The organism is Ructibacterium gallinarum (assembly GCF_014982785.1).
Lineage (GTDB): Bacteria > Bacillota > Clostridia > Monoglobales > Monoglobaceae > Ructibacterium > Ructibacterium gallinarum.
Map to the genome: position 1 here is coordinate 24,805 of NZ_JADCKB010000024.1, position 19,462 is coordinate 44,266.

General features: G+C 44.3%; 19 protein-coding genes. 6 read left to right on the forward strand and 13 right to left on the reverse strand.

Translation table 11 applies throughout. From position 1 onward, the window contains the following. Positions 1–21 precede the first annotated feature (21 nt). From INF28_RS10405 to INF28_RS10425, 5 genes are all read right to left on the reverse strand, one after another. Positions 22–1,686, reverse strand: a complete 1,665-nt coding sequence (locus INF28_RS10405; RefSeq protein ID WP_226393398.1) for an S-layer homology domain-containing protein — start codon at positions 1,684–1,686, stop codon at positions 22–24. Between the two features lie 31 nt (positions 1,687–1,717). Beyond that, positions 1,718–2,419 carry a hypothetical protein gene (locus INF28_RS10410; protein ID WP_154557441.1) on the reverse strand — a complete coding sequence of 234 codons (702 nt, stop codon included), beginning with the start codon at positions 2,417–2,419 and terminating at the stop codon, positions 1,718–1,720. A 30-nt stretch (positions 2,420–2,449) separates the two neighbouring features. After that, positions 2,450–3,229 carry a TPM domain-containing protein gene (locus INF28_RS10415; RefSeq protein WP_154557440.1) on the reverse strand — a complete coding sequence of 260 codons (780 nt, stop codon included), beginning with the start codon at positions 3,227–3,229 and terminating at the stop codon, positions 2,450–2,452. Positions 3,230–3,241: 12 nt separating this feature from the next. Next, positions 3,242–4,321, reverse strand: coding sequence for a hypothetical protein (locus tag INF28_RS10420; RefSeq protein ID WP_154557439.1), 1,080 nt, complete (start codon positions 4,319–4,321; stop codon positions 3,242–3,244). A gap of 186 nt (positions 4,322–4,507) precedes the next feature. After that, positions 4,508–4,903, reverse strand: a complete 396-nt coding sequence (locus tag INF28_RS10425) for a hypothetical protein (protein WP_154557438.1) — start codon at positions 4,901–4,903, stop codon at positions 4,508–4,510. Positions 4,904–5,203: 300 nt separating this feature from the next. Here INF28_RS10425 and INF28_RS10430 point away from each other — a divergent pair, with 300 nt between their 5' ends. From INF28_RS10430 to INF28_RS10455, 6 genes are all read left to right on the forward strand, one after another. Next, positions 5,204–6,538: an ABC transporter substrate-binding protein gene (locus INF28_RS10430; protein WP_226393399.1), complete on the forward strand. Its 1,335-nt coding sequence runs from the start codon at positions 5,204–5,206 to the stop codon at positions 6,536–6,538. Between the two features lie 17 nt (positions 6,539–6,555). After that, positions 6,556–8,178 (forward strand): response regulator transcription factor, encoded by a 1,623-nt coding sequence (locus INF28_RS10435; protein ID WP_226393400.1) that lies wholly within the window; start codon positions 6,556–6,558, stop codon positions 8,176–8,178. A 351-nt stretch (positions 8,179–8,529) separates the two neighbouring features. Continuing rightward, complete coding sequence (locus INF28_RS10440; RefSeq protein ID WP_226393401.1) at positions 8,530–8,859, forward strand: plasmid mobilization protein; 330 nt, start codon at positions 8,530–8,532, stop codon at positions 8,857–8,859. After that, a complete protein-coding gene (locus INF28_RS10445) occupies positions 8,820–10,136 on the forward strand; it encodes a relaxase/mobilization nuclease domain-containing protein (protein WP_226393402.1) in 1,317 nt (438 codons plus the stop codon). The genes INF28_RS10440 and INF28_RS10445 overlap by 40 nt, the downstream gene beginning before the upstream one ends. Positions 10,137–10,226: 90 nt before the next feature. Next, on the forward strand, positions 10,227–10,805 hold the full coding sequence (locus tag INF28_RS10450) for a hypothetical protein (protein ID WP_226393403.1): 579 nt from the start codon (positions 10,227–10,229) through the stop codon (positions 10,803–10,805). Next, positions 10,802–11,131 carry a DUF6050 family protein gene (locus INF28_RS10455; protein WP_226393404.1) on the forward strand — a complete coding sequence of 110 codons (330 nt, stop codon included), beginning with the start codon at positions 10,802–10,804 and terminating at the stop codon, positions 11,129–11,131. The genes INF28_RS10450 and INF28_RS10455 overlap by 4 nt, the downstream gene beginning before the upstream one ends. Positions 11,132–11,303: 172 nt before the next feature. On the opposite strand, the gene INF28_RS10460 is transcribed toward INF28_RS10455, so the two are convergent. From INF28_RS10460 to INF28_RS10495, 8 genes are all read right to left on the reverse strand, one after another. Next, a complete protein-coding gene (locus tag INF28_RS10460; protein ID WP_226393405.1) occupies positions 11,304–11,663 on the reverse strand; it encodes a cysteine-rich VLP domain-containing protein in 360 nt (119 codons plus the stop codon). 76 nt (positions 11,664–11,739) lie between these two features. After that, positions 11,740–13,191 carry a DUF3846 domain-containing protein gene (locus INF28_RS10465; RefSeq protein ID WP_226393406.1) on the reverse strand — a complete coding sequence of 484 codons (1,452 nt, stop codon included), beginning with the start codon at positions 13,189–13,191 and terminating at the stop codon, positions 11,740–11,742. 3 nt (positions 13,192–13,194) lie between these two features. Next, positions 13,195–14,124 (reverse strand): antirestriction protein ArdA, encoded by a 930-nt coding sequence (locus INF28_RS10470; protein WP_226393407.1) that lies wholly within the window; start codon positions 14,122–14,124, stop codon positions 13,195–13,197. Then, the gene (locus INF28_RS10475) at positions 14,121–15,926 is read right to left on the reverse strand and encodes a DNA topoisomerase 3 (protein ID WP_226393408.1); all 1,806 of its coding nucleotides are present in this window, start codon (positions 15,924–15,926) and stop codon (positions 14,121–14,123) included. The genes INF28_RS10470 and INF28_RS10475 overlap by 4 nt, the downstream gene beginning before the upstream one ends. Beyond that, a complete protein-coding gene (locus INF28_RS10480; RefSeq protein ID WP_226393409.1) occupies positions 15,923–16,555 on the reverse strand; it encodes a DUF4366 domain-containing protein in 633 nt (210 codons plus the stop codon). Before INF28_RS10480 ends, INF28_RS10475 begins: the two co-directional genes overlap by 4 nt. After that, positions 16,539–16,799, reverse strand: coding sequence for a DUF4315 family protein (locus tag INF28_RS10485; protein ID WP_226393410.1), 261 nt, complete (start codon positions 16,797–16,799; stop codon positions 16,539–16,541). The genes INF28_RS10480 and INF28_RS10485 overlap by 17 nt, the downstream gene beginning before the upstream one ends. A 24-nt stretch (positions 16,800–16,823) precedes the next feature. Then, positions 16,824–19,139 (reverse strand): C40 family peptidase, encoded by a 2,316-nt coding sequence (locus INF28_RS10490; RefSeq protein WP_226393411.1) that lies wholly within the window; start codon positions 19,137–19,139, stop codon positions 16,824–16,826. A gap of 145 nt (positions 19,140–19,284) precedes the next feature. Then, positions 19,285–19,462: IS3 family transposase (locus tag INF28_RS10495; protein ID WP_226393414.1), on the reverse strand; the 178-nt coding region annotated here is incomplete at its 5' end.

The window sequence follows — 19,462 nt, forward strand, 5'->3', positions numbered from 1 at the left end:
CAAAATATTTACCCTTTACCCTTACAGCCTACCATGTATATTTCTGACGATATATCTCAATATCGCTTCGTTTGAGATAACGCTGTTCCCGTCCGCATCGGTAATGACGCAGCGAAGTCGAATAACTGATTTGGTACTCAGCAGTTTAACCGTATCCGTATCAGCGTCGGTAACGGTGTTTTCATCGGTATTACTGAGTTTGTTCCATGTTTCTCCGTTGCTGACTTCCCATTGATAGCTGTACGGGGCCTTTCCGCCTGCCGCTACTACCGTAAAGGAAACGGTTTTGCCGACTCTTGCCGTTACATCTTCGGGTTGTGTAACAATAGACAGTGGTGTGGTTTCCTCTTTTTCAAATGCAACGCCCGCGATTACCTCCGTAACAATAAAGGTACCCAATGTTCTCCCACTGTCGCGCACGGTAAGCTCTTGCCCTACATACCATACGCCTGCGGATTTGGGGAAAATAACAGACACATTTTCTCTTGTTTCGCCGGGAGCAACCGCTTCACCGTTTAAATCGGCAAATCGCCCTGTGACATCGCTTGTATAATAAAACTGTGCTTTATCCTCCTGTGCAATCGGCGTTTTTCTTCCACCCTCCTCAGAAGATAGAAGTTTTAGCGTGCCTTTCAGTCGGTTTGCGATTGTAAAATCAGCGTCTGCGCCAATAACGGCGTCGCCTCTTGCAGCCATATCCTTTGTTATCTCCGCATTGAGCAACAAACCAATATTATCGCCCTTTTCGGCACTGTCCAAATTTTTTCTGTACATTTCAATTCCTGCGGCTGTGGCTTTTGTAACAGTCCCGTCGCTATGTACAATTTGCAGCGCATCTCCCAATTTAATGGAGCCGCTTACCACTTTTCCGGTAAGAATTGTCCCCTTGCCCGTAATGGTCAATACGTCCTCAGCGTACATTAAAAATTGCTTGGAGGTAAGTTCCGTCGGCGTATTTCCGCCGGACGGTTCTTTTGTCGGCTCTGGCTCTTTTGTCGGTTCCGGTTCTTTTGTTGGTTCTGGCTCTTTTGTCGGCTCTGGCTCTTTTGTTGGTTCTGGTTCTTCTCCCATACTGAATAAAATTCGCTTATCCTCATTCATCATACGGGTAAGAATTGCTGCAACCTCACTGCGTTTAATGTTTGCAAGCGGATCGCAGTTATGCGCTTCGTCTACACCCGTAAGAATACCTGCGCGGTAGAGTTTGTAGACAGCCGCTGCATAAGACCGTGAAGAAGGCACATCAGGGATTGCGTCATTGGGGACGTTGTTGATTGCTTTCAGTCCTTCAGCGGGAAGCGCATTTGCGAAAATTCCCATATATCCCGCTCTTGTTGCGTTGTCGTTATAATTATAATTTTTTGAAATAATATGGTTATCCTCGCAATAGTCAACATACGGACGATACCACGGATTGCCTGCTTTGAGGGTAACAGTGCCCTCAAGATATAACTGGTTCATACAAGCCGCCAGTTTAATTGCCTCTGCATAGGTGAGATTATCCTCCGGCGCATAAGAAGTTTCACTTTTTCCGTTTACCAAACCGCTTTCTACTGCAATTTTAACATCATTGTAGTACCACGCTGCCGGCTTAACGTCCTCAAAATTCATTTCTGCGGCAAAGGTCATTGGAATAATGCCTATGCACATTACAATACTTAATAAAAGTGCAATTGTCTTTTTCATTTTTTCATGTCCTTTCAAATAATTTCAGATTTTATGATTGCTTTGTGCACCCGAAAACAAAGTAGTCATCGTCTGTGGAATAATTAACATCAATTCCGTTGTCGGTAATATCCCAGTTTATATTCAGTTCATCACCGTCAAGACTGCCCCAATCACCCACAAGCGACCATTTGTGACTTCCCAAATCCTTTCCCTTAAAGGTAACCTTTGCGGTATGGTCTGCGGCAAACTCCATTTTCAGTTCGTCACCCGAAAATCCTTCAATCGGGTCGCCCAAAACATCTGTGACCGTATGCGACTGCCATATTCCAAGCATTCTCTTATCTGACTCAGGCAAAGTGTTTTCGAGTTTTGCCGCCTCGCTGCCTTCTTTTGCAAAGGTCAGCTTCATTCCCATATTCAGCATATTGTCAAAGGTTATGGTGTCTTGTCCGATTGCACCCACAATGTCTGTGCCGCTTATCTTTACCGTGATATTTTTATCATCATTTGTCCACTTAATGGTATCGCTTTCGCCATTAACGGTCATTGTTCCCTTACCGCCGCTTTTTAGTTCCAAGCCAAAACCGCTGATGTCCTCGCCGGTTAAGGTCATTCCGATTGCTTCGCCCGAAACCGATATGTATTTTCCCTCATACTCTGCATCCGTTCTGCCGCTTCCGCCACAGGCCGAGAGCATAAATACTACGCACAAAACGCCTATCATACCCGCAAAATTCAAATATTTTTTCATGGCAAATTCCTCCTGATTTTTAAATTGTTTTTAATAGCTTCCGCCCCGTCCGCCGTGGCTTTCGCCGGAAGAGGACGTATGACTGCTGGAATTAGATTTTGGTTTCTCCGTTTTGATAACAGTGCTGTAAAGAAATATGTCCCTTGAAAGCGCAAGGTTCATGCTGCCCGGTTTCATATAATTTGCGGCATAATCCTGTTTCACCGCTGTTTTCATCTTTTCAAGCTTACGTTTCATGAAAGCAAATGCAAGCAGCAAAGGCAGGAGCAGAGCGCCGCCGATTACACACAGTAGATATTTCATATCGTACTGCTTTTTGTTAAACGGTTTTCCCTGCGCCGCCATTTCCAAAAGCTCACCGGAATATTCGGCGTAGGCTTTAAACGCTGAATGATAATCATTTTCTGTTAAATACGGCAAAACCTTATTTTCCAGATAAGCAAGCCCGTTATCATTAAAGAAGCTCTCGCCGCTGCCGTGTATTGTAAACCAATACTTTCTCGGATTTGCGGACACATACAAGAGTATTCCGTCCGCACCGCCGCCCGCGCCGTAACCGTTATAATCGAATATATCGTCCGCTGTGTTCATCGCATCTTCGCCGGACATTACATTCTCTGTGTATATCGCTACATCAAAATTGTATTGTTTGCGAATTTCTTCAAGCTGCTCGGATAGCTCATCAAGTTGGTTTTCTGTGAGATACGCCGCCTCGTCTGTAATCGGAGGGTTTTCAAACACCGCAAATGCCGGAAATGCCGAAGCTGCACAAATAATCATAACAGTAATCGCTAAAATAATCTTTTTCACATGATCACCCCCTTAATGCAGCAGTATGTATGCAACGACCGTTGCCGCTGCATATGCAATACCTGCAACCTTTGCAAAATAACGCCATTTTTTTCCGTTATCGATTGGATATTCGCCGACAACCTTTCCCGTCTGCCCGTTAATTGCAAATTGATATATTTTGTTCATATATTTAATATTGAGCATCCAAACAGGAAGAAGGGAATACCTTATTTTACCGTTTGAAAAGCTGACGCTGCTGTTTTCGGGAATTACAGTGGTGTACCCGTTTGTCGTATCTGAAAATACCGAAATAGTGGAATTTTTCACACGCTCATTTGCTCGCTCTATGCTTTCCTCTGCCGTAACGTCGTACTTATCCGCAAGATAACCCGATAGATAAGCGCCGCTAAACTCCTCGGCATCGTCATAATGGAACGGTTCAACCGCTTCCATATATGCGTCGTCTGCTTTTTTCGAGCCATCTACCGGAATATTTGCAAAGCCGACACTGCCGCTTCTGAACAGTTTAAAACAATCTGTCTTTGTGTAATTGTAATTTGAATCACTCCACGTTGTCACGCGTTCTGCATTGTAGGAAATTGCGGCGTTGCAGTCGCAGTCGAACATCCAGAACGGCACATACACGCCCGCCATTTCTTCAATCTTCTTTTTGTTTTTAAATGCGTCCGGAAGAAACGGGGCATTTTTGAAATCCCCTTCAAAAGCAGCCATCGCCGTCTTTTTATCCACCTTAAAAGGAATGATGTAATCAGGCCGCAGTGCTCCTTCAAACTGTCCCTTCACAATGGTTGACTGACCGCAATACGGGCAGACTGTTGAGCCTAACGTATCATCGCCCGTAATTTCCGCACCGCAGGATGGGCAATTATAATTTGCAAGGTTAATCTCACTGTTATCCTCATAGCTTCTGGGTTCATAATGCTCCCAATCATACTTTGACGCGTTTTGCGTTTCGCCCTCTGCTTCACTGAGCTGCTGTATTGCGTCAAGGGTAAAGTCGTTTCCGCACGATTCGCAATGCAGAGTTTCACCGATGAATATAAGCGCGTCACTACAGCAGGGACATTTATAGCTTTGTATTGTATCCATAACAAGTTCCTTTCTTCAAACTTCTGCCGATTCGCTTCTATCATAAAACGGAAAATTTTTAAGCAGCCTTCCGCCGCAGCTTTCAAGCTGCGGCGGAAGGCTACCATATCAGTTAGGCGTATGACTGTCCGCTTTTCAATATCAATCAGCAAACGACACTGCTGTTTGGTAATAATGTAATATTTATCAGGCTTCCCTTTTGTTTAATACTGCGCCGATTATGTATAATACGGGAAGCGCCAAGCCTGTAATTAGGTTCATTACACTAAAAGAGTTACCTAAAACAGTGCTTATAATATTGCCAGCTATACTGAACAATGCAACCAAAACACCCATTACAATGCAAGACTGCGCCTTTTCCGGTCGTGCACTGTTTTTTACGCCCATAATTCCGGCAATAAATTGGATAACAGCGCCAATCAGCGTTAAAATGCTTGCAAACATCAAACCGCCCGAACTTGTTTCAAGTATTGCCGCCAATGCGCCTACACCGATTACCGCAATGATGCCGCCGATCATTCCAATACTGCCGCCGATAATCATTAAAATACCTGTTACCTTTAAAAATTTTCTTCCTTTCATTGTCCTGTCCTCCTCTTTCTTTTTTACGTCTTCTGCCCAACTGTTCGGTTATCATCAAAACTTTGTTTCCAAACTGCTTGACTATTTTGGCCGGATATGCTATAATAGATAACAATATTTAGAAATGATGCAACCTACAATTTGATTATAAATAATACTTAACTATCTGTCGCTACCCTTGAACGGTAATTGGGGTAGGAAAACGACAGATATTTCTTATTTTTAGGCAAATGGGGTAGGAAAAAGGGTAGTATATGAAAAATATTACTATGAACAAGGAGAACTGAAAGGAGAACTGATATGAAAAAAACAATAACAACTATTTTATTCATAGCTGTCGCTGTAACACTTACGCTGTCCGGCTGCAATATTCGAAATTTATCTTTGGGCGATAAAACTACAACGCTTTCAATATGGCACGTTTACGGTTCTCAAACCGAATCGCCGATGAACGATATAATAGATGAATTTAATCAAAGCGTCGGAAAAGACAAGGGTATCGTTGTTGAGGTTACTTCCGTAAGCGACTCTGCAGCAATTGACGAAGCTGTTGTAAATGCTGCGGACAGCGGCAATCTCCCCGATATTTTTACAGCCTATCCGAGAATTGTAAACAAAATTGATAAGGATATGCTTTTGAATTGGAACGATTATTTTTCCGAAAAGGAATTAAGCGGATATGTTGAGGATTTTTTAAGCGAGGGATATTTTGACGACAAGTTTCTTATGTTCCCGATTGCAAAATCAACCGAATTATTTTTCTTGAATAAAACGCTGTTTGAAAGATTTTCCGATAATACGGATTTTTCCGATTTCAATAATATTTTTGCTCTGTGCGATAAATATTACGACTATTCGGACGGAAAAGCAATGCTGCAAATAAATGATTATTATCACTTTTTCTTCACTCAAATACATGCTTTGGGAGGAAATTTTATAGAAAATAATAAAATTAACACGGACAGCAAGGAATTTGAAGCGGCGTTTACCCCTCTTGCAAAAGCGGCGATTTATGGCGGACTTTCTACAGACGGCGGCTATGCGTCCGACAAATGGAAAACGGCCGAACTGATAAGTTCTGTCGGCTCTACCGCCGGAATTATGTATATGCGGGATTATGTAACATACGAAAACGGCGACGATGAAAATATTGAAACAAAGGTATATACCTATCCCACGCTTAACGGCACAAACCCTACGGCCATCCAGCGCGGGACAGGTATATTCGGAGTAAAAAGCGACGATGAAAAGAAAAACAAAGCGATTGCGCTGTTTGTAAAATGGCTTACAGAAAAAGAGCACAATCTTCATTTGGCAACGGAAATGGGCTATCTGCCTGTTACAAAAGAGGCGTTTGACGAATTGATGTCAAATCTTGACACAGTGGAAAATCCAAAGTACCGGCTTGTTTATGAAGCAGTTTCAAAAATGTATGACAATTATTCCTTTATTGCGCTGCCGCTGCTTGATAACAGTGCGGATGTGCAGAAAAATTTTGAACAAAGCGTTAAGACAGTATTAAGCGAGGCGCACAAAACATATATAAAACGTATTGACGGCGGCGAGGATAAAGAAGCGGTAATGAACGAATTACTTACCGTATCACTTAGCTCGCTCAAAAAGCAAATGCGGTAATTGAAAAGAGGATTACAATGACATATCGTTTATCTCAGATGAAAGCTGTTTTGGCAGCCGTAAAAAAGCAAGGAATTTCTATGCAGAAAAAGCTGTTTTTCTATTTTGCTTCTTTGATTTGCGGCTTTCTTGCCGTTGTGATTATTATATTAAATTTTGCAGGTATTCTTAATCCGACAAACAAAACCTTTCAAAGACTGCTTTCTGCTCAATCTGAGGTATCGCTTTCATATATAAAGCACAACACAGCAAAGCTGTCGGCAAATGCCGTGTCTTTTTCACAAAAGCTCTCAACCGATATAAAAAAGACATTGCAGATAAATGCAATGAGTTTTGATGATTTGGGCAATAATCCCACAGCGTTAAAAGCCGTTCAAAGCAATACATATAATACGGTATACACTTATATGCAACTTACTCCGGCAAGCGGCGCGTTTTATTATCTTAATACAACGACAAAACCGGAAAAAGGCAGTTACAGCGGTATATATCTTAAATTCAAAAATCTCAGTACCGAAAATACCATTAACACGGATATCAGTATGTATCACGGTATTTCTTCTGTTGCCAGAGAGAACAAAATTTCCCTTAACAGCACTTGGACACTGGAAACGGAAAAGGGATTGTTTCGCGAAATTGACGAGATGATGGAACAGAAAAACATGAAAACGGCGCAAGAAGGGGTTATGACCTCGCTGTATCAGCTTCCGGGCACTTGGGAACACGCATTTTTCGTGTGTGCTCCGATTGTAAACGATAAAAAAGAGATCATAGGCGTTTGCGGCTTTGAAATAAATTCTTTATATTTTAAGTACATATACAAGAATTCCGTCAGCGACACCGAACATATGGTGCTGACTGTCTTTGATGAGACGGACGATTCTTACAGCGGTATTATCTCTGAATATACGGCTGCCAGTATTATATCGGCAGAGGGGAATTTCAAATATGTTCCAAATACCCCTTTTGATCTTTTCCGTATCAACGATGAAAAGTATATTGGTAAAACGCAAAATTTTTCTGTGGGAGAAAGCAATCATTATTCCGCTGTTATGCTCCCGTATTCGTATTACAGGTATTCCAAATATAAGACGCAGCTATTGATTTTTGTAATTTTTCTGCTTATAACGGCAGCGGCGATTGTTTGCTGTTCTGTTTTAAGCCGTCGGTATATCAATCCGATAATCAATGATATTGAGGGTTTGAAGCAGGGAACAATTAACAAACAAAATCTGCGTATTCCCGAAATTGTTGATTTACTTGATTTCCTTGAACAAAATGATAGGGATTACGAACAAAAACTGAGCAGCCTTGAAGAACAAAAGCGGTTGGCGGAACAAGAAGCCGCAAGAATTCAATCCGAGCTTGACCGTATTATTGATAAAAGGAAAAAAGAACTGAGCGATGACGGCGTCAACCATTTTATGCAAAATTTAATCACCTTAACGCCGCGGGAAAAGGACGTTTTTAATTTATATCTTGAGGGATATTCGGGAAAAGAGATTGTTGAAAAACTCGGTTTTACAAATAACGCGCTAAAATTCCATAATAAAAATATATATTCTAAGCTGGGTGTTACCTCCAGAAAAGAACTTATGCAATACGCTGTTATATTGAAACAGAGAAACCGTAATGAATAAAATATTTTCAATAATATAGGGAGTGTACAATACCTCCCTATTTTTGTTGCTTTTATTATTCTTCTTATGTCCGGCATATACGGTGATTTTTTGTTTTATTCATTTGCTCCAAAACGTTTAACTTCTTTATATTCATTAGCTTCACAAAAAACAAATTTACTAAAACAGTTGTAAAATTATTTGTATAATTGTTACCTATATATAAGGGAAAAAACTAATTTTCAAAGAACAGCAAGCAAAGCGAGTGTGGCTACACTCACGATTTTTTAATTGCTTCTGCTCCGCAGAAACCTTAAAAAAATATTTTGGGAACTTATCCCAAACCCAGCAAATAAAACGGAGGATTTTATAATGGCAAACCGAAAAAGAAAAATGGTGCTTCGCTGCCCTGTAACGGAAGAAGAACGGAAACTGATTGAATACAAAATGTCGCTTGTGCCGACAAATCAAATCGGGGCGTACTTGCGGAAAATGGCGATTGACGGATATATCATCTATACCGATACGACCGACATTAAAAAGATGAATAAGGAATTGCACGCAATCGGGCGGAACATCAACCAAATTGCAAAACGGATAAATCAGACAAGCAGTATTTACCGTGAGGACATTGACGAGCTTCGGGAAAGGTTACAAGAGATATGGCATATACAAAGAACCATACTATCAACGCTACGCTGAAAAAAGCGATTGACTATATCTGCAATCCCGAAAAAACGGACGGCGCATTATTGATACATTCTTACGGCTCCGAAACGGCGGATATGGAATTTGATTGGACGAGAGAAAAATCCACATCACCGACGCCGCATTTAGCGCGGCATTTGATACAAGCCTTTTCGCCGGGCGAAACCACACCCGAACAGGCGCACGAAATCGGAAAGCGGCTTGCCGATGAAGTGCTGGGCGGTAAATTTGAATATGTGCTCACAACGCACATTGACCGCAGCCATATCCATAATCATATCATTTTTAACGACGTCAGCTTTGTTGACTATAAACACAGCCACGTCAACAGACGGTGGAACAATCAAACCCGCCGCATTAGTGATAATTTATGCAGGGAATACGGCTTATCCGTAATACCGCCAAATGAGAATAAGGGTAAGAGTTATGTTGAATATTCAGCAGAGAAAAAGGGTACAAGCTGGAAAGCGCAGTTAAAAGCGGATATTGACAAAGCAATATCACGGTCAACGGATTTTGAGGATTTTTTATTGCGAATGGAAATTGCCGATTATGAAGTGAAGCGGGGCAAGTACATTTCATTCCGCGCCAAAGGCAAGGAACGTTTTACACGCGGTAAAACCTTAGGTTCGCGCTATACCGAGGAATCCATAAGGGATCGGATTGAACGCCGGACAAGAGCGCCGAGAAAAGAAAACCGTCGTATCAATCTTTTAATCGACATTCAGAACAATATCAAAGCGCAGGAAAGCAAGGGCTATGAGCATTGGGCGAAGCTGTATAACCTGAAACAGGCAAGCCGGACGCTGAATTTCCTAACCGATCACAACATCAGCACCTATGAGGAATTGGAACAGGCAGCAGGAAAAATCCATGCTGATTTTGCCGCTGTTTCGGAACAAATCAAAGGGACGGAACAGCAGATGAGCGATACGACGCTTTTGATGAAGCATACCGCTATTTATGATGAATTAAAGCCTGTCTATTCCAAATACCGAAAGGCAAAAGATAAGGCCACCTTTGCGAAACGGCACCGCCGCGAGCTTACACTGTTTGAATCAGCGGCAAAGAAACTAAAAGGGAGACGCACGCAGCCGTTTGATGAACTTCGACAGGCCGCCGACGGGCTGGCACAGCAGAAAAAAGAATTGTACGGCGAATATAAAAAGCTGAAACAGCAGGCCGCAGAAATGGACGTTATCAGGCGCAATGTGGAACAGCTTTTGAACCTATCCAAAGAGAATGAAAAGGACAGGGAACCGGAATTGTAGAGCAACTGTAGCCTTACAGAGCTGGGCGCGGCGCAGGCTTTGTGATATAATATAGGCAGCGAATAAAAAAAATAAAGGAGGCTCTATATCATGAAGAAAACAAAAATAACGGCGCTTGCGTTGGCCGCCGTCTTATCATCCACCCCTGTCCTTGCGGCGGAAATCCCGCAAGAGGCTGTCCCGGCATACCTGACCGGGGAAAGCGTTTGTATCACAGAAAACCTAATCAGCCCCATATTGGAAGAAGTGCAGAACGGTTTGGGCTTCGGCGAGGCGTGGGGCAAGGCAAGCCGTGAAATCCATTCCGCAGTTTTGGCGGGCAGTACAAACGGTTACGGGTATGCAGATTTAACCGCAATCGCAAGGAACGCAATTTTGCAATACCGGGATATGTATTTACGACCGGACTATTACGCGCAGCAGGAACCCGTTATTGCGTCGCTGATTGCCGACCTGATAACAGCAGTCGAAAACGGAAGTATGGACTATGCAGCGGCACGGAAAGAGGCATACACAAGGATATACCAATCCATAAATCCCAGCTATACGCCGAATACCGACATTGCGGCAGACCATATCTATTTAGATATTCCGACCGTGGATTCCGCCATGTTCACCATTGCCCGGAAACTCCTATTGGAAGCAGAGGAAAGAAGTGAAGCATTATGACAAGAACAGAAATTTTAATTGATTTTCTGAAAAAGAGCATATGTCCTATATTGCTTGCCGCCATTCTTTACAACCTGTTTTTTCAGCTTACCGTACAATATAGTACAGTCAACTATATGTACCTCTTAATGCTGTGCGGAATCCCCTTTGGCATACGGTTTATGTTTCTGCTGCCAATGTTCTTTGGGCATTTAGGGACAGGGATTGCAATTGGCTGTTTCAATATCGCAATCGGTGCGCTGATCGGCGGTATTATTCTGATATGGAAATTGCTTGTCGCCGTTTGGTATGTGCCCGTTACCGTGGTAAAGCTGATTCGTGCATAGCCCCCTAAAATAACATAAAAAAAGAACCGTGATACAATCCGCCGTAAGGCAGACCGTATCACGGTTTTTTGTGTCAAAATGTAGAAAGTTAGAACGTCATTTTTGAGGGTATAAGGGAAAAGATATTACCCTTTGTTTTTCACGCTGTAAAACCCTTGATTTTATGCGGTTTTCAGTCGTCTAACTTTCTACTGTTATATCGCCTTTTTCGTATGTATGCGGCTTTTTGTTTGTTCCATACTATTTTCCGGCAAGTATCACAATATTTGCCCCGGTTGCTGCGCCTGATGAAGTCCTTGCCGCAAACCACGCACCTTGCCGTATTTTTTGGTTTTGTAAGAAAGATATACAATTCCTTATCCAGCGGCAGGACGGCGGTTTTGAACCATTTGCAAATAATGTGCGAATAAGTGATTGTCTGGGGGCATACGCAGTCCAGCAAAATACAAATCCCGTTATCGTAATTACAGCATTCACGGCGTACAAGGGCGTTTACCCGCCGGCTTTGTTTTGGGGTAAGCGGTATCGTCATAGCTCCGGCCCCGGTCTTTGCGGCGGCTTTTTATGCTCTTTGCCTTGCTCCTTTTTCGCCTGATCCAGCGTCTTTCTCACCGAGGGTTTCCCCCTGCCGGTCCTTTCATTGTAACGCTGCTCACCGTCTGCCGGGTATGCGTATGGATAATTGTGTTTGTACCGCCGCCCAAATTGATAATGCCGCTATTGTTCTCTATATGTAAATCACGCGGTTTTTGAGGTTTTGCCGGAATGGCGAGCATTTTACGGCCCACCTGTATAAACATTTCCGGCTGTTTGAACTGTTCGGAAAATTTACTGATAAGCTCATCCGGCAAGCTGCCGAAGCGATCCCCGTCAAGGCCGCAGATAAGGAACGGCCCGGCTATAATATCATAAATCCTACCGTTGTCGTCCCGAAGCGCCCGGTTTAATTCCATTCCGTTTATTTTCCCCTCGTCATTACAAACAACGGCAGCTTCTTCCTCAAATGGATAAAGCGCTTGAATCCCGCCGCCCACTTCTTTTTGCAGGGATTTCAGCCCCGCGTCAATTTCTTTTACATAGGGTTCCTGCATTGGCTCTACAACCAATACTTTCATCTTATCACTCATATTCTGTTCCTCGCTTTCTTTTGCCGGTTCATTATTGATAACGTATTCCTGCTCAAATTCGCATATCCTGTCAACCAATTCGTCGCCCTCATGCGTGCCGATTGCGGTTAAAATATCCTTTAATTCGTCCGTCTTGCCCTCTATAAGGCAATCCGAGTAATATTTCATCTGTGCAAAATCATTGGGATATTTTGCGGAATATTCCTCGTCAATGCTGCGCATATAGCGGTCAATATCAAATGCTAAGTCCTGCGACACTTCAATTTCAATGTCTAAAAGATGTTTACGCCGCAGATGTTCGCCGTTTTCGGTAACAAGATATTCAAGTGGTATATTCTCAATATTGCCATTATATTTTTCTGTTGCTTTTGTCGAGTTCTTTTCTAAATACATATCGTCCACAAAATACCCGCCGTTATCGTTCGCATAAGCGCGTCCGTATGTTGCATAATCAATAAAATCGGCAAGGGCACCTAACACTTCAAGACCAAGCCCATTACGCTCGGCTATATATGCGCCGATATTTTCCCAGCTTCCCATATCGGAAATAATGTCAAAACATTCTGTATTATAGGTAAGATTGATTGCGTCCTTAATACTTTGACACTCTTTCGTCTGAATTACAGCCTGAAAAACTGTCATTTCTACGTCCTCTAACTCCGATATACGGGAAGCAAGATAATTTAACTCGTCAATATCGCCGTCCATTGACAGAAATTTTCCAAGGTCATTATTGCCGCATTTGTATTTATCAATAAAATATTGGTCGCTGTCTGCGCTGTTCGGCAGCCCTATTTCCTTGAATAATGACGAAACTTCCTCTTTTGTAGTCGGAAAATACAGCCACGCACCGCTTGTTTCCTTGTTTCCGTTGTCATATTCCGCTGAATTTACGATAAAGGCCTTAAATATATAATCTGAATTTTTATCCATTTATCACACCTCCAAATCGTGATTTTTATTCTTTTCAGTAGCTTGCAGTGCAGTAGTGCATTTTTCTTTGTTTTCCGCAAGCTGTTTTCGGATAGAGGGCTTTTGTTCGGAACGCTCCTGTATGACAGCGTTATATAAATCCATATCGGATTGAGGAATATCATCCGCTATACCATAGTCAAGCGCCATTTCTATCCCGTTTATAAGCCCCTGTTTTTCATTTTCACTCATATTGGCAAGCTGTTCATCTATGGGCGGTAATGGTTCTTCCTCAGGCTCGTTTGGTGCGAAAACCCGGTATTCCTCCGGTATTTCTTCCCGGTCGCCGTTGTACTGCTCTATAAACCTGTCCTGATTCCCCACGATATACCCGTGGTCGGTAAAGGTGCCGCCCTCCTCAAATCGAATATCCCGCCCGAAGCCCTCATAATCAATATAGTTTGACAGGGCGCCCATCGCGCTTTTATCATAAATACCGCTGTCCTCCGCATAGTAGTAGCCAAGGTCGCTGTCGCTGTGAATGTCAGAATATAGTTCGTAGCAGTCCAGATTTTCGGTAAGATTGATTAAATCCTGCACGCTGCCCGTATACTCGCCAAGCTCAACGGCAGCCTCGAAACATTCCTGTTCAGAGACGCTCATTTCCTCAATTTTATTTGCAAGGTAATTGAGCTCGTCAAGGCTTTCATACTCACCTAAGCAATCATACAGACCGGGGATCGGGCAGTCATAGTCGGTGATGAACCATTCTTCATAGGGCTGTCCGAACTCGTCCTTTTGACCGATACCGATACGCCGGAACACGTCTTGCATTTCCTCCGGCGTGGTTGGGAAACCCACCCATTCGCCGATGAGCTCACCCTCGTTGTACTTGCCAAGGTTAGTGATATATGCGTCAAATACGCCTGCGCCCGTTATTGTGTCTGTGCTCATTTTGCTGCACCACTTTCATTTTGAAATGGATTATTCTGCTTGCTGTCAAACGCTTTGTAGCGCTCCACAAGCTCGGTAATCATGGCTTCAATCCCCTGCATAAACGCTTTCGGGCTTTCCTGTCCTTTGGAAATCAGTGCAAGGGCGTTTTCCCATTCAGCGGTAAGGGACGGGGAAATAAGGGTATCGGGCAATACGGAAATCAGCAGTGTCCCGTTTTTGGTGGGTAAAATCTGTTTGCCTTTGCGCTCGGCAAATCCCGTTTGCACCAGCTTTTCTAAGATGGCCGCCCTCGTTGCTGGGGTGCCAAGTCCTTTTCTTTCTGCGTCATCCGTTGTTTCTTTTGCCCCCGCTGTTTCCATTGCAGAAAGCAGGGAATCTTCTGTATACGGTTTCGGCGGCGCGGTGTATTTTTCGCAAAGTTCCGGTTTTCTATCTGAAAAAGCCTGTCCCTCGGTAAAGTTTACGGGCGGATCGCCGCCGTCCTCGTTCTCTGATGAAGAAGTAAGCAGTCTTTCCAGATTCTTAAATCCATAAGCAAGGACGCGCTTTCCTTTTGCGGTAAAGGTTTGACCGCCGCACTCAAACACCGCTGTTATCGTTTCATACACATACGGCTGTGCCGATGAAGCAAGCAAACGGCAGATAATGAGGCGTAAAATATTCTTTTCGCCGTTTGGAAGCTCGGAAAAATTCACTTTCTCTATTTCCATAGTCGGGATAATAGCGTGGTGGTCAGATACCTTTTCGTTGTTGAACAGATAAAAGGTATCTGCATGGAAATCCGAAATGCTGTCAAAGGGCGGCAGCTTTAAGCTGCAAGCAATGACCTCTAACACCGTTCCCGCCATATCCTCCGTTAAATACCGGCTGTCGGTACGGGGATAGGTAATCAGTTTCTTTTCGTAAAGGGATTGTGCCAAATCAAGCGTCTGCTTTGCGGTGTAGCCGTACAGCCTGTTTGCCGCCCTTTGCAGGGCGGTCAAATCAAAGAGTTTGGGCGGTTTTTCCGTCTTTTGCTCTTTTTTGACTGAAACACAAACGGCCTGCGCGTCTGCACAAGCCGCCATAATCTCTTTTGCCGTATCTTCATTGTCAATACGTTCCGTTTCCGCCTTTACACCGTCCAAATCAAGGGAAATGGTAAAGTATTTTTCCTTTTTGAAAAAGGATATTTTGTTGTGCCTGTCGCAAAGCAGCGCCAGCGTCGGCGTCTGCACTCTGCCGATATTTAAGGTCTTTCGGTAAAGCAGGGAAAAAAGCCTCGTCGCGTTGATTCCCACCAGCCAATCCGCCCACAAGCGGCATAATGCGGATTGATAGAGATTGTCATATTCGGCGCCGTCTTTGAGGTTTTGAAAACCCTCACGGATTGCGCTTTCTTCCATTGAGGAAATCCATAGCCGTTTGACCGGCTTTCTGCAATTTGCCTGATTATATACCAGACGGAAGATGAGCTCCCCCTCGCGTCCCGCGTCGCAAGCGTTGACAACCTCGGTTACATCTTTGCGGTTCATCAGGCTTTTTACAACCTTAAATTGCTTTTGCTTGTCACCATAGATTTTGTACTGAAATTCAGCCGGAATAATCGGCAAATCCGCATAGTTCCACTTTGCGTATTTTTCATCATAAACGGACGGCTCGGCAAGAGCTACCAAATGCCCTACGCACCAGCTTATGATATATTCACCAGCCGGGCTCCGGCCGCCGTTTTCAATGTACCCGTCCTTGCTGCCCTTAATGTTCAGCGCTTTTGCGATAGAGAAGGCAACCGACGGCTTTTCTGCTATGATTAACTTCATTTCTGATGATCCTCCGTTTCTTCGTCCGAAACTTCCTCGTTTTCGGTTTCCTCAAATTCAAAGTCCTCGATGTCGTCCGCCTGTTCCAGCTTCTTTTTGGGACGGAACACCTTGAAATAGTAAACCGCCAGCCCTGCGCCGCCTGCCAAAACAAGGATAATCAGAAACATAAAGCTGCTGTTTGACTGTTCCGCCTCCGGTTCTGGCTGCTCCGGTTGTTCTTGTTCCGGCTGTGCCTGTTCCGCGTCAGGCGTACCTGACGGCTCCAGCTGCTGCTGTTCTGTTGTCTGCTCCGGCGCGTAGTCCTCCACCAGCGCCGCAAGGTCGCTTTCGTCAACCGTGTTTAGGAAATACACGTTTTCACTCTGCGCGCCCTTGTCGATAATGATATAAAATTCGTTGCCGTCCCGCGCGGTCACGGTGATAAACTGTAAGTTCTCATTGTCCGTCACATCGTCCATGAGCTGGGCGTTCCCGGCCGGCGTTAAAGTGTGGTTGTCCTCTATGACGGTTTCGTCCGGTACTGCCGTAGACTCCGCCGGTTCGCTGCTTTGCGCAAACGCTGTTATGCCCGATAAAGCAAAAGCGGCGGAAAGTACCGCCGCCGCAAGTTTAAGCCTGTTTTTCATGTTCTGTGTCCTCCTGTAATTCTGCTTTGTATTCCTCCGGCAGTTCAAATTTGCCCGTGGAATAGGCTTTGAGCAAAGCCGTGAGCGTTTTGTTGTCAATATTGACCGTTTTCACAAGCTGAACAATCTGCAAGTTTTCAGCTTCAACCTTTTGCGTTTCCAAACTGCGGACTTTCTTTTGAAGCTCCGCAATTTTTTCTTTTGTTTTTAAAATATCTTTCTCAATTTTTTCAATCGTTGCCATTGTTAAATCAACTCCTTAATTTTTTTAGTTTCCGCCAAGTCTGCCGTAGGCAAAGAAATGGCTTTGCCAATAACTCGTATTGACGCTTGTATATTGGATCGGGTTCCCCGCGTGTATCATCATTCCGTCGCCCACATAGATGCCGATATGAGATATTTCGTTTGTGGCATATGTACCCTTAAAGAAAATGAGGTCGCCCGGCTTTGCCTCCTGCGGCGATACTCTGGCGCATTGGTTATAAATGCCCTGCGCGGTCGTCCTTGAAAGAGGATATACGCCGGAATTGCTGAACACCCAGCACACAAAACCGCTGCAATCAAAACTTGTGGCAGGCGTGGAACCGCCCCAGACATAGGGGAACCCTAAGTATTTTTCCGCTTCGGTTATCAGCCGCCGGAATGTTTCGTCCGTCAAGGCTTCGCCCGGTATGGTGTAGACCGGCCCGTCACTCTCGTTTGCGTAAATATCATCGGCAAATAGATAGTCCCGGTTTCCCTTGCTTTCAAGGTAAATGTAATACAACTCCCGCTGATCTGCGGTAAGCGTCTGTGTAAAACCGTCGTTGGTAAGCGTTACGTTCAGTATTTTGTAGTCATAAGTATTTCCGTCCCCGTCCGTGCGCCGCTCGGTGGTTTCTGTTATCCGTAAATGGTATTGCGAATTGAAAAGCTCGTCAAGAGCGCCCTTAATATCATCGAATTTGAAATCCATATACACCGCCGTCAGGTAAGAGACAAGCTCATATGGATTGTGGCCGACCTGTGCCATGCTGTACTTGTATTCGTCATAGCCGGGATAGTCGCTTTCAATGCGGTTGATTTTATCCTGCAAATCCTGTTCCAGCCCGGTATAGTATTCTTCCGCCGCATAGATGTCCTCGTCCTCGGCAAAGTAGGACGACACCATAATTGAATTTGTCCCGGTTGTCAGCATAACAGAGCAGGAAGAAAGTATTGTACCAAGCCACGCGACCAAAAGCGCGATTGCAAGGATAACACCGAATATTGCTTTATGCCGCCACACAAACGCAATAAAACGCCTTGTTGCACGTTCGGTGTTCTGCGCCGTTTTCTTTGCCGCCTTTGCGGATTGCTCCGCCCGTTTTGCCTTTTGATACTGCTTTTTTATCCGCTGTTTCTGTTGAAACTTTTTGAGCGCTGATTTTTTTAGCTGCGGGTTTTCGGCAATCGTCTTTTCATGGATTGCCTTTACTTCCGCTTTTTCCGCGCGGTGCCGGAGCTTTGCCGCCTTTTGATACGGCGCGGCTTTTCGCTGCCCGTCAATATATTTTGCTGTTCGGACGCTGTACCGCGCCAGCGTTTCCGCCTTTTGTTCGGTCTTATGTGCCGCTTCCACAGCGGAGTTTTCATGCTCGGCCTCCGCAATTTTGCTGTGCAGCTTGCTTTTCGCGTCCTGCCCGGCATAGGAAACGGCTGTTTTCATGGGCGCAGCCGGGGAACGGTGGTACAGATCGCTTTGCGGCCGGATTTCCTTTTCAAATTTCAGCCGCGTTTTCGCTTTTTTCTTCTGTTCGTCATAAAGCCGCTGTTTTTTGATTTTCATCTTTTTCGGTAAATTCTGCTGCGCCTTATCCGCTTTCGCCCGTGCTTTTTCGGCTTTCTGTTCAAACTTCGCAACGCGGTCAAAGGGTACGCCGCCGGAGGGGGCTTGTTCGGATTTTTCCGCTTTTCCCTCCGGTTGCCCGGACAAGGTATTGTTGCCGTCCGTGCCGGCTTGTTCTGCCTTTGTACCGCTGGAACCGTCCGGCTGTTTTTCGGATTTATCATAGACAAGCCGCTGTCGTTTTCCTTTGCCTTGAGACTTTTGTTCTGCGCTGTCATTGCCGGAAGTCTGTACCCGGTCAAAGGGGATATTGCTGTCCTTATCCGCTGACATCTCGGAAAAATCAACGTCGGTATTTCTTTCAAACTCTGTTTTGTTGTCCTGCACCGCGTCGCGGATATTATACTCGTCCGCTTTTGTCTGCGGCGGCTCATTTGTCCCAGCCGGTTCCCGTTCCGTCTCAATTTGTGAAATATCCAAATCAACCGGCTTTTGCGCCGCTTTGGTATGTTTCTGATACAAGCGGTTTTTCTGTGTTGCTGTTTGCTTTGGTGGTTCGGACTTTGGAATATCCGCATTTCTATCCTGCTTGCCGCTGTCTGCAAGCTCTGAAAAATCCTCTTGTGTTTGCTCCGGCTGTGCGTCATTATCCGGCTGCTCCTGCGGATTTTCCGGTAAATATTTCTGTTCGGTAAAATCCATTCCCAAATCTGCCTTGTCCGGCGTTTCGGCTGTTACGGTAACAGGTTCCGCGTATTCCTGCCGCGCCTGATACATCCGGTTTTTCTTTGACGGGGAAAGGGGCTGCTTTTCCTGCGGATTTTCCGCGTGCCTGCCAAGCTGAATATCCGGCCTTTTGTCCTTGACATAGCTTTCATCACGGTTTTTGAAGTGAACCCCAAAAGTTGGACAAATTTTAAAATTAATTTGCTAAGGATTGAGTTCTAAACTGAACAGGACTCATTCCTTTTAATTTTAATGAAATTCTCTCGTTGTTATAGTAATCAATATACTTTTTTAATTCGTCTATGAAAGTGTTAACACTTTCAAATTTTTCACCATAAAACATTTCGACTTTTAATCTTCCAAAAAAATTTTCC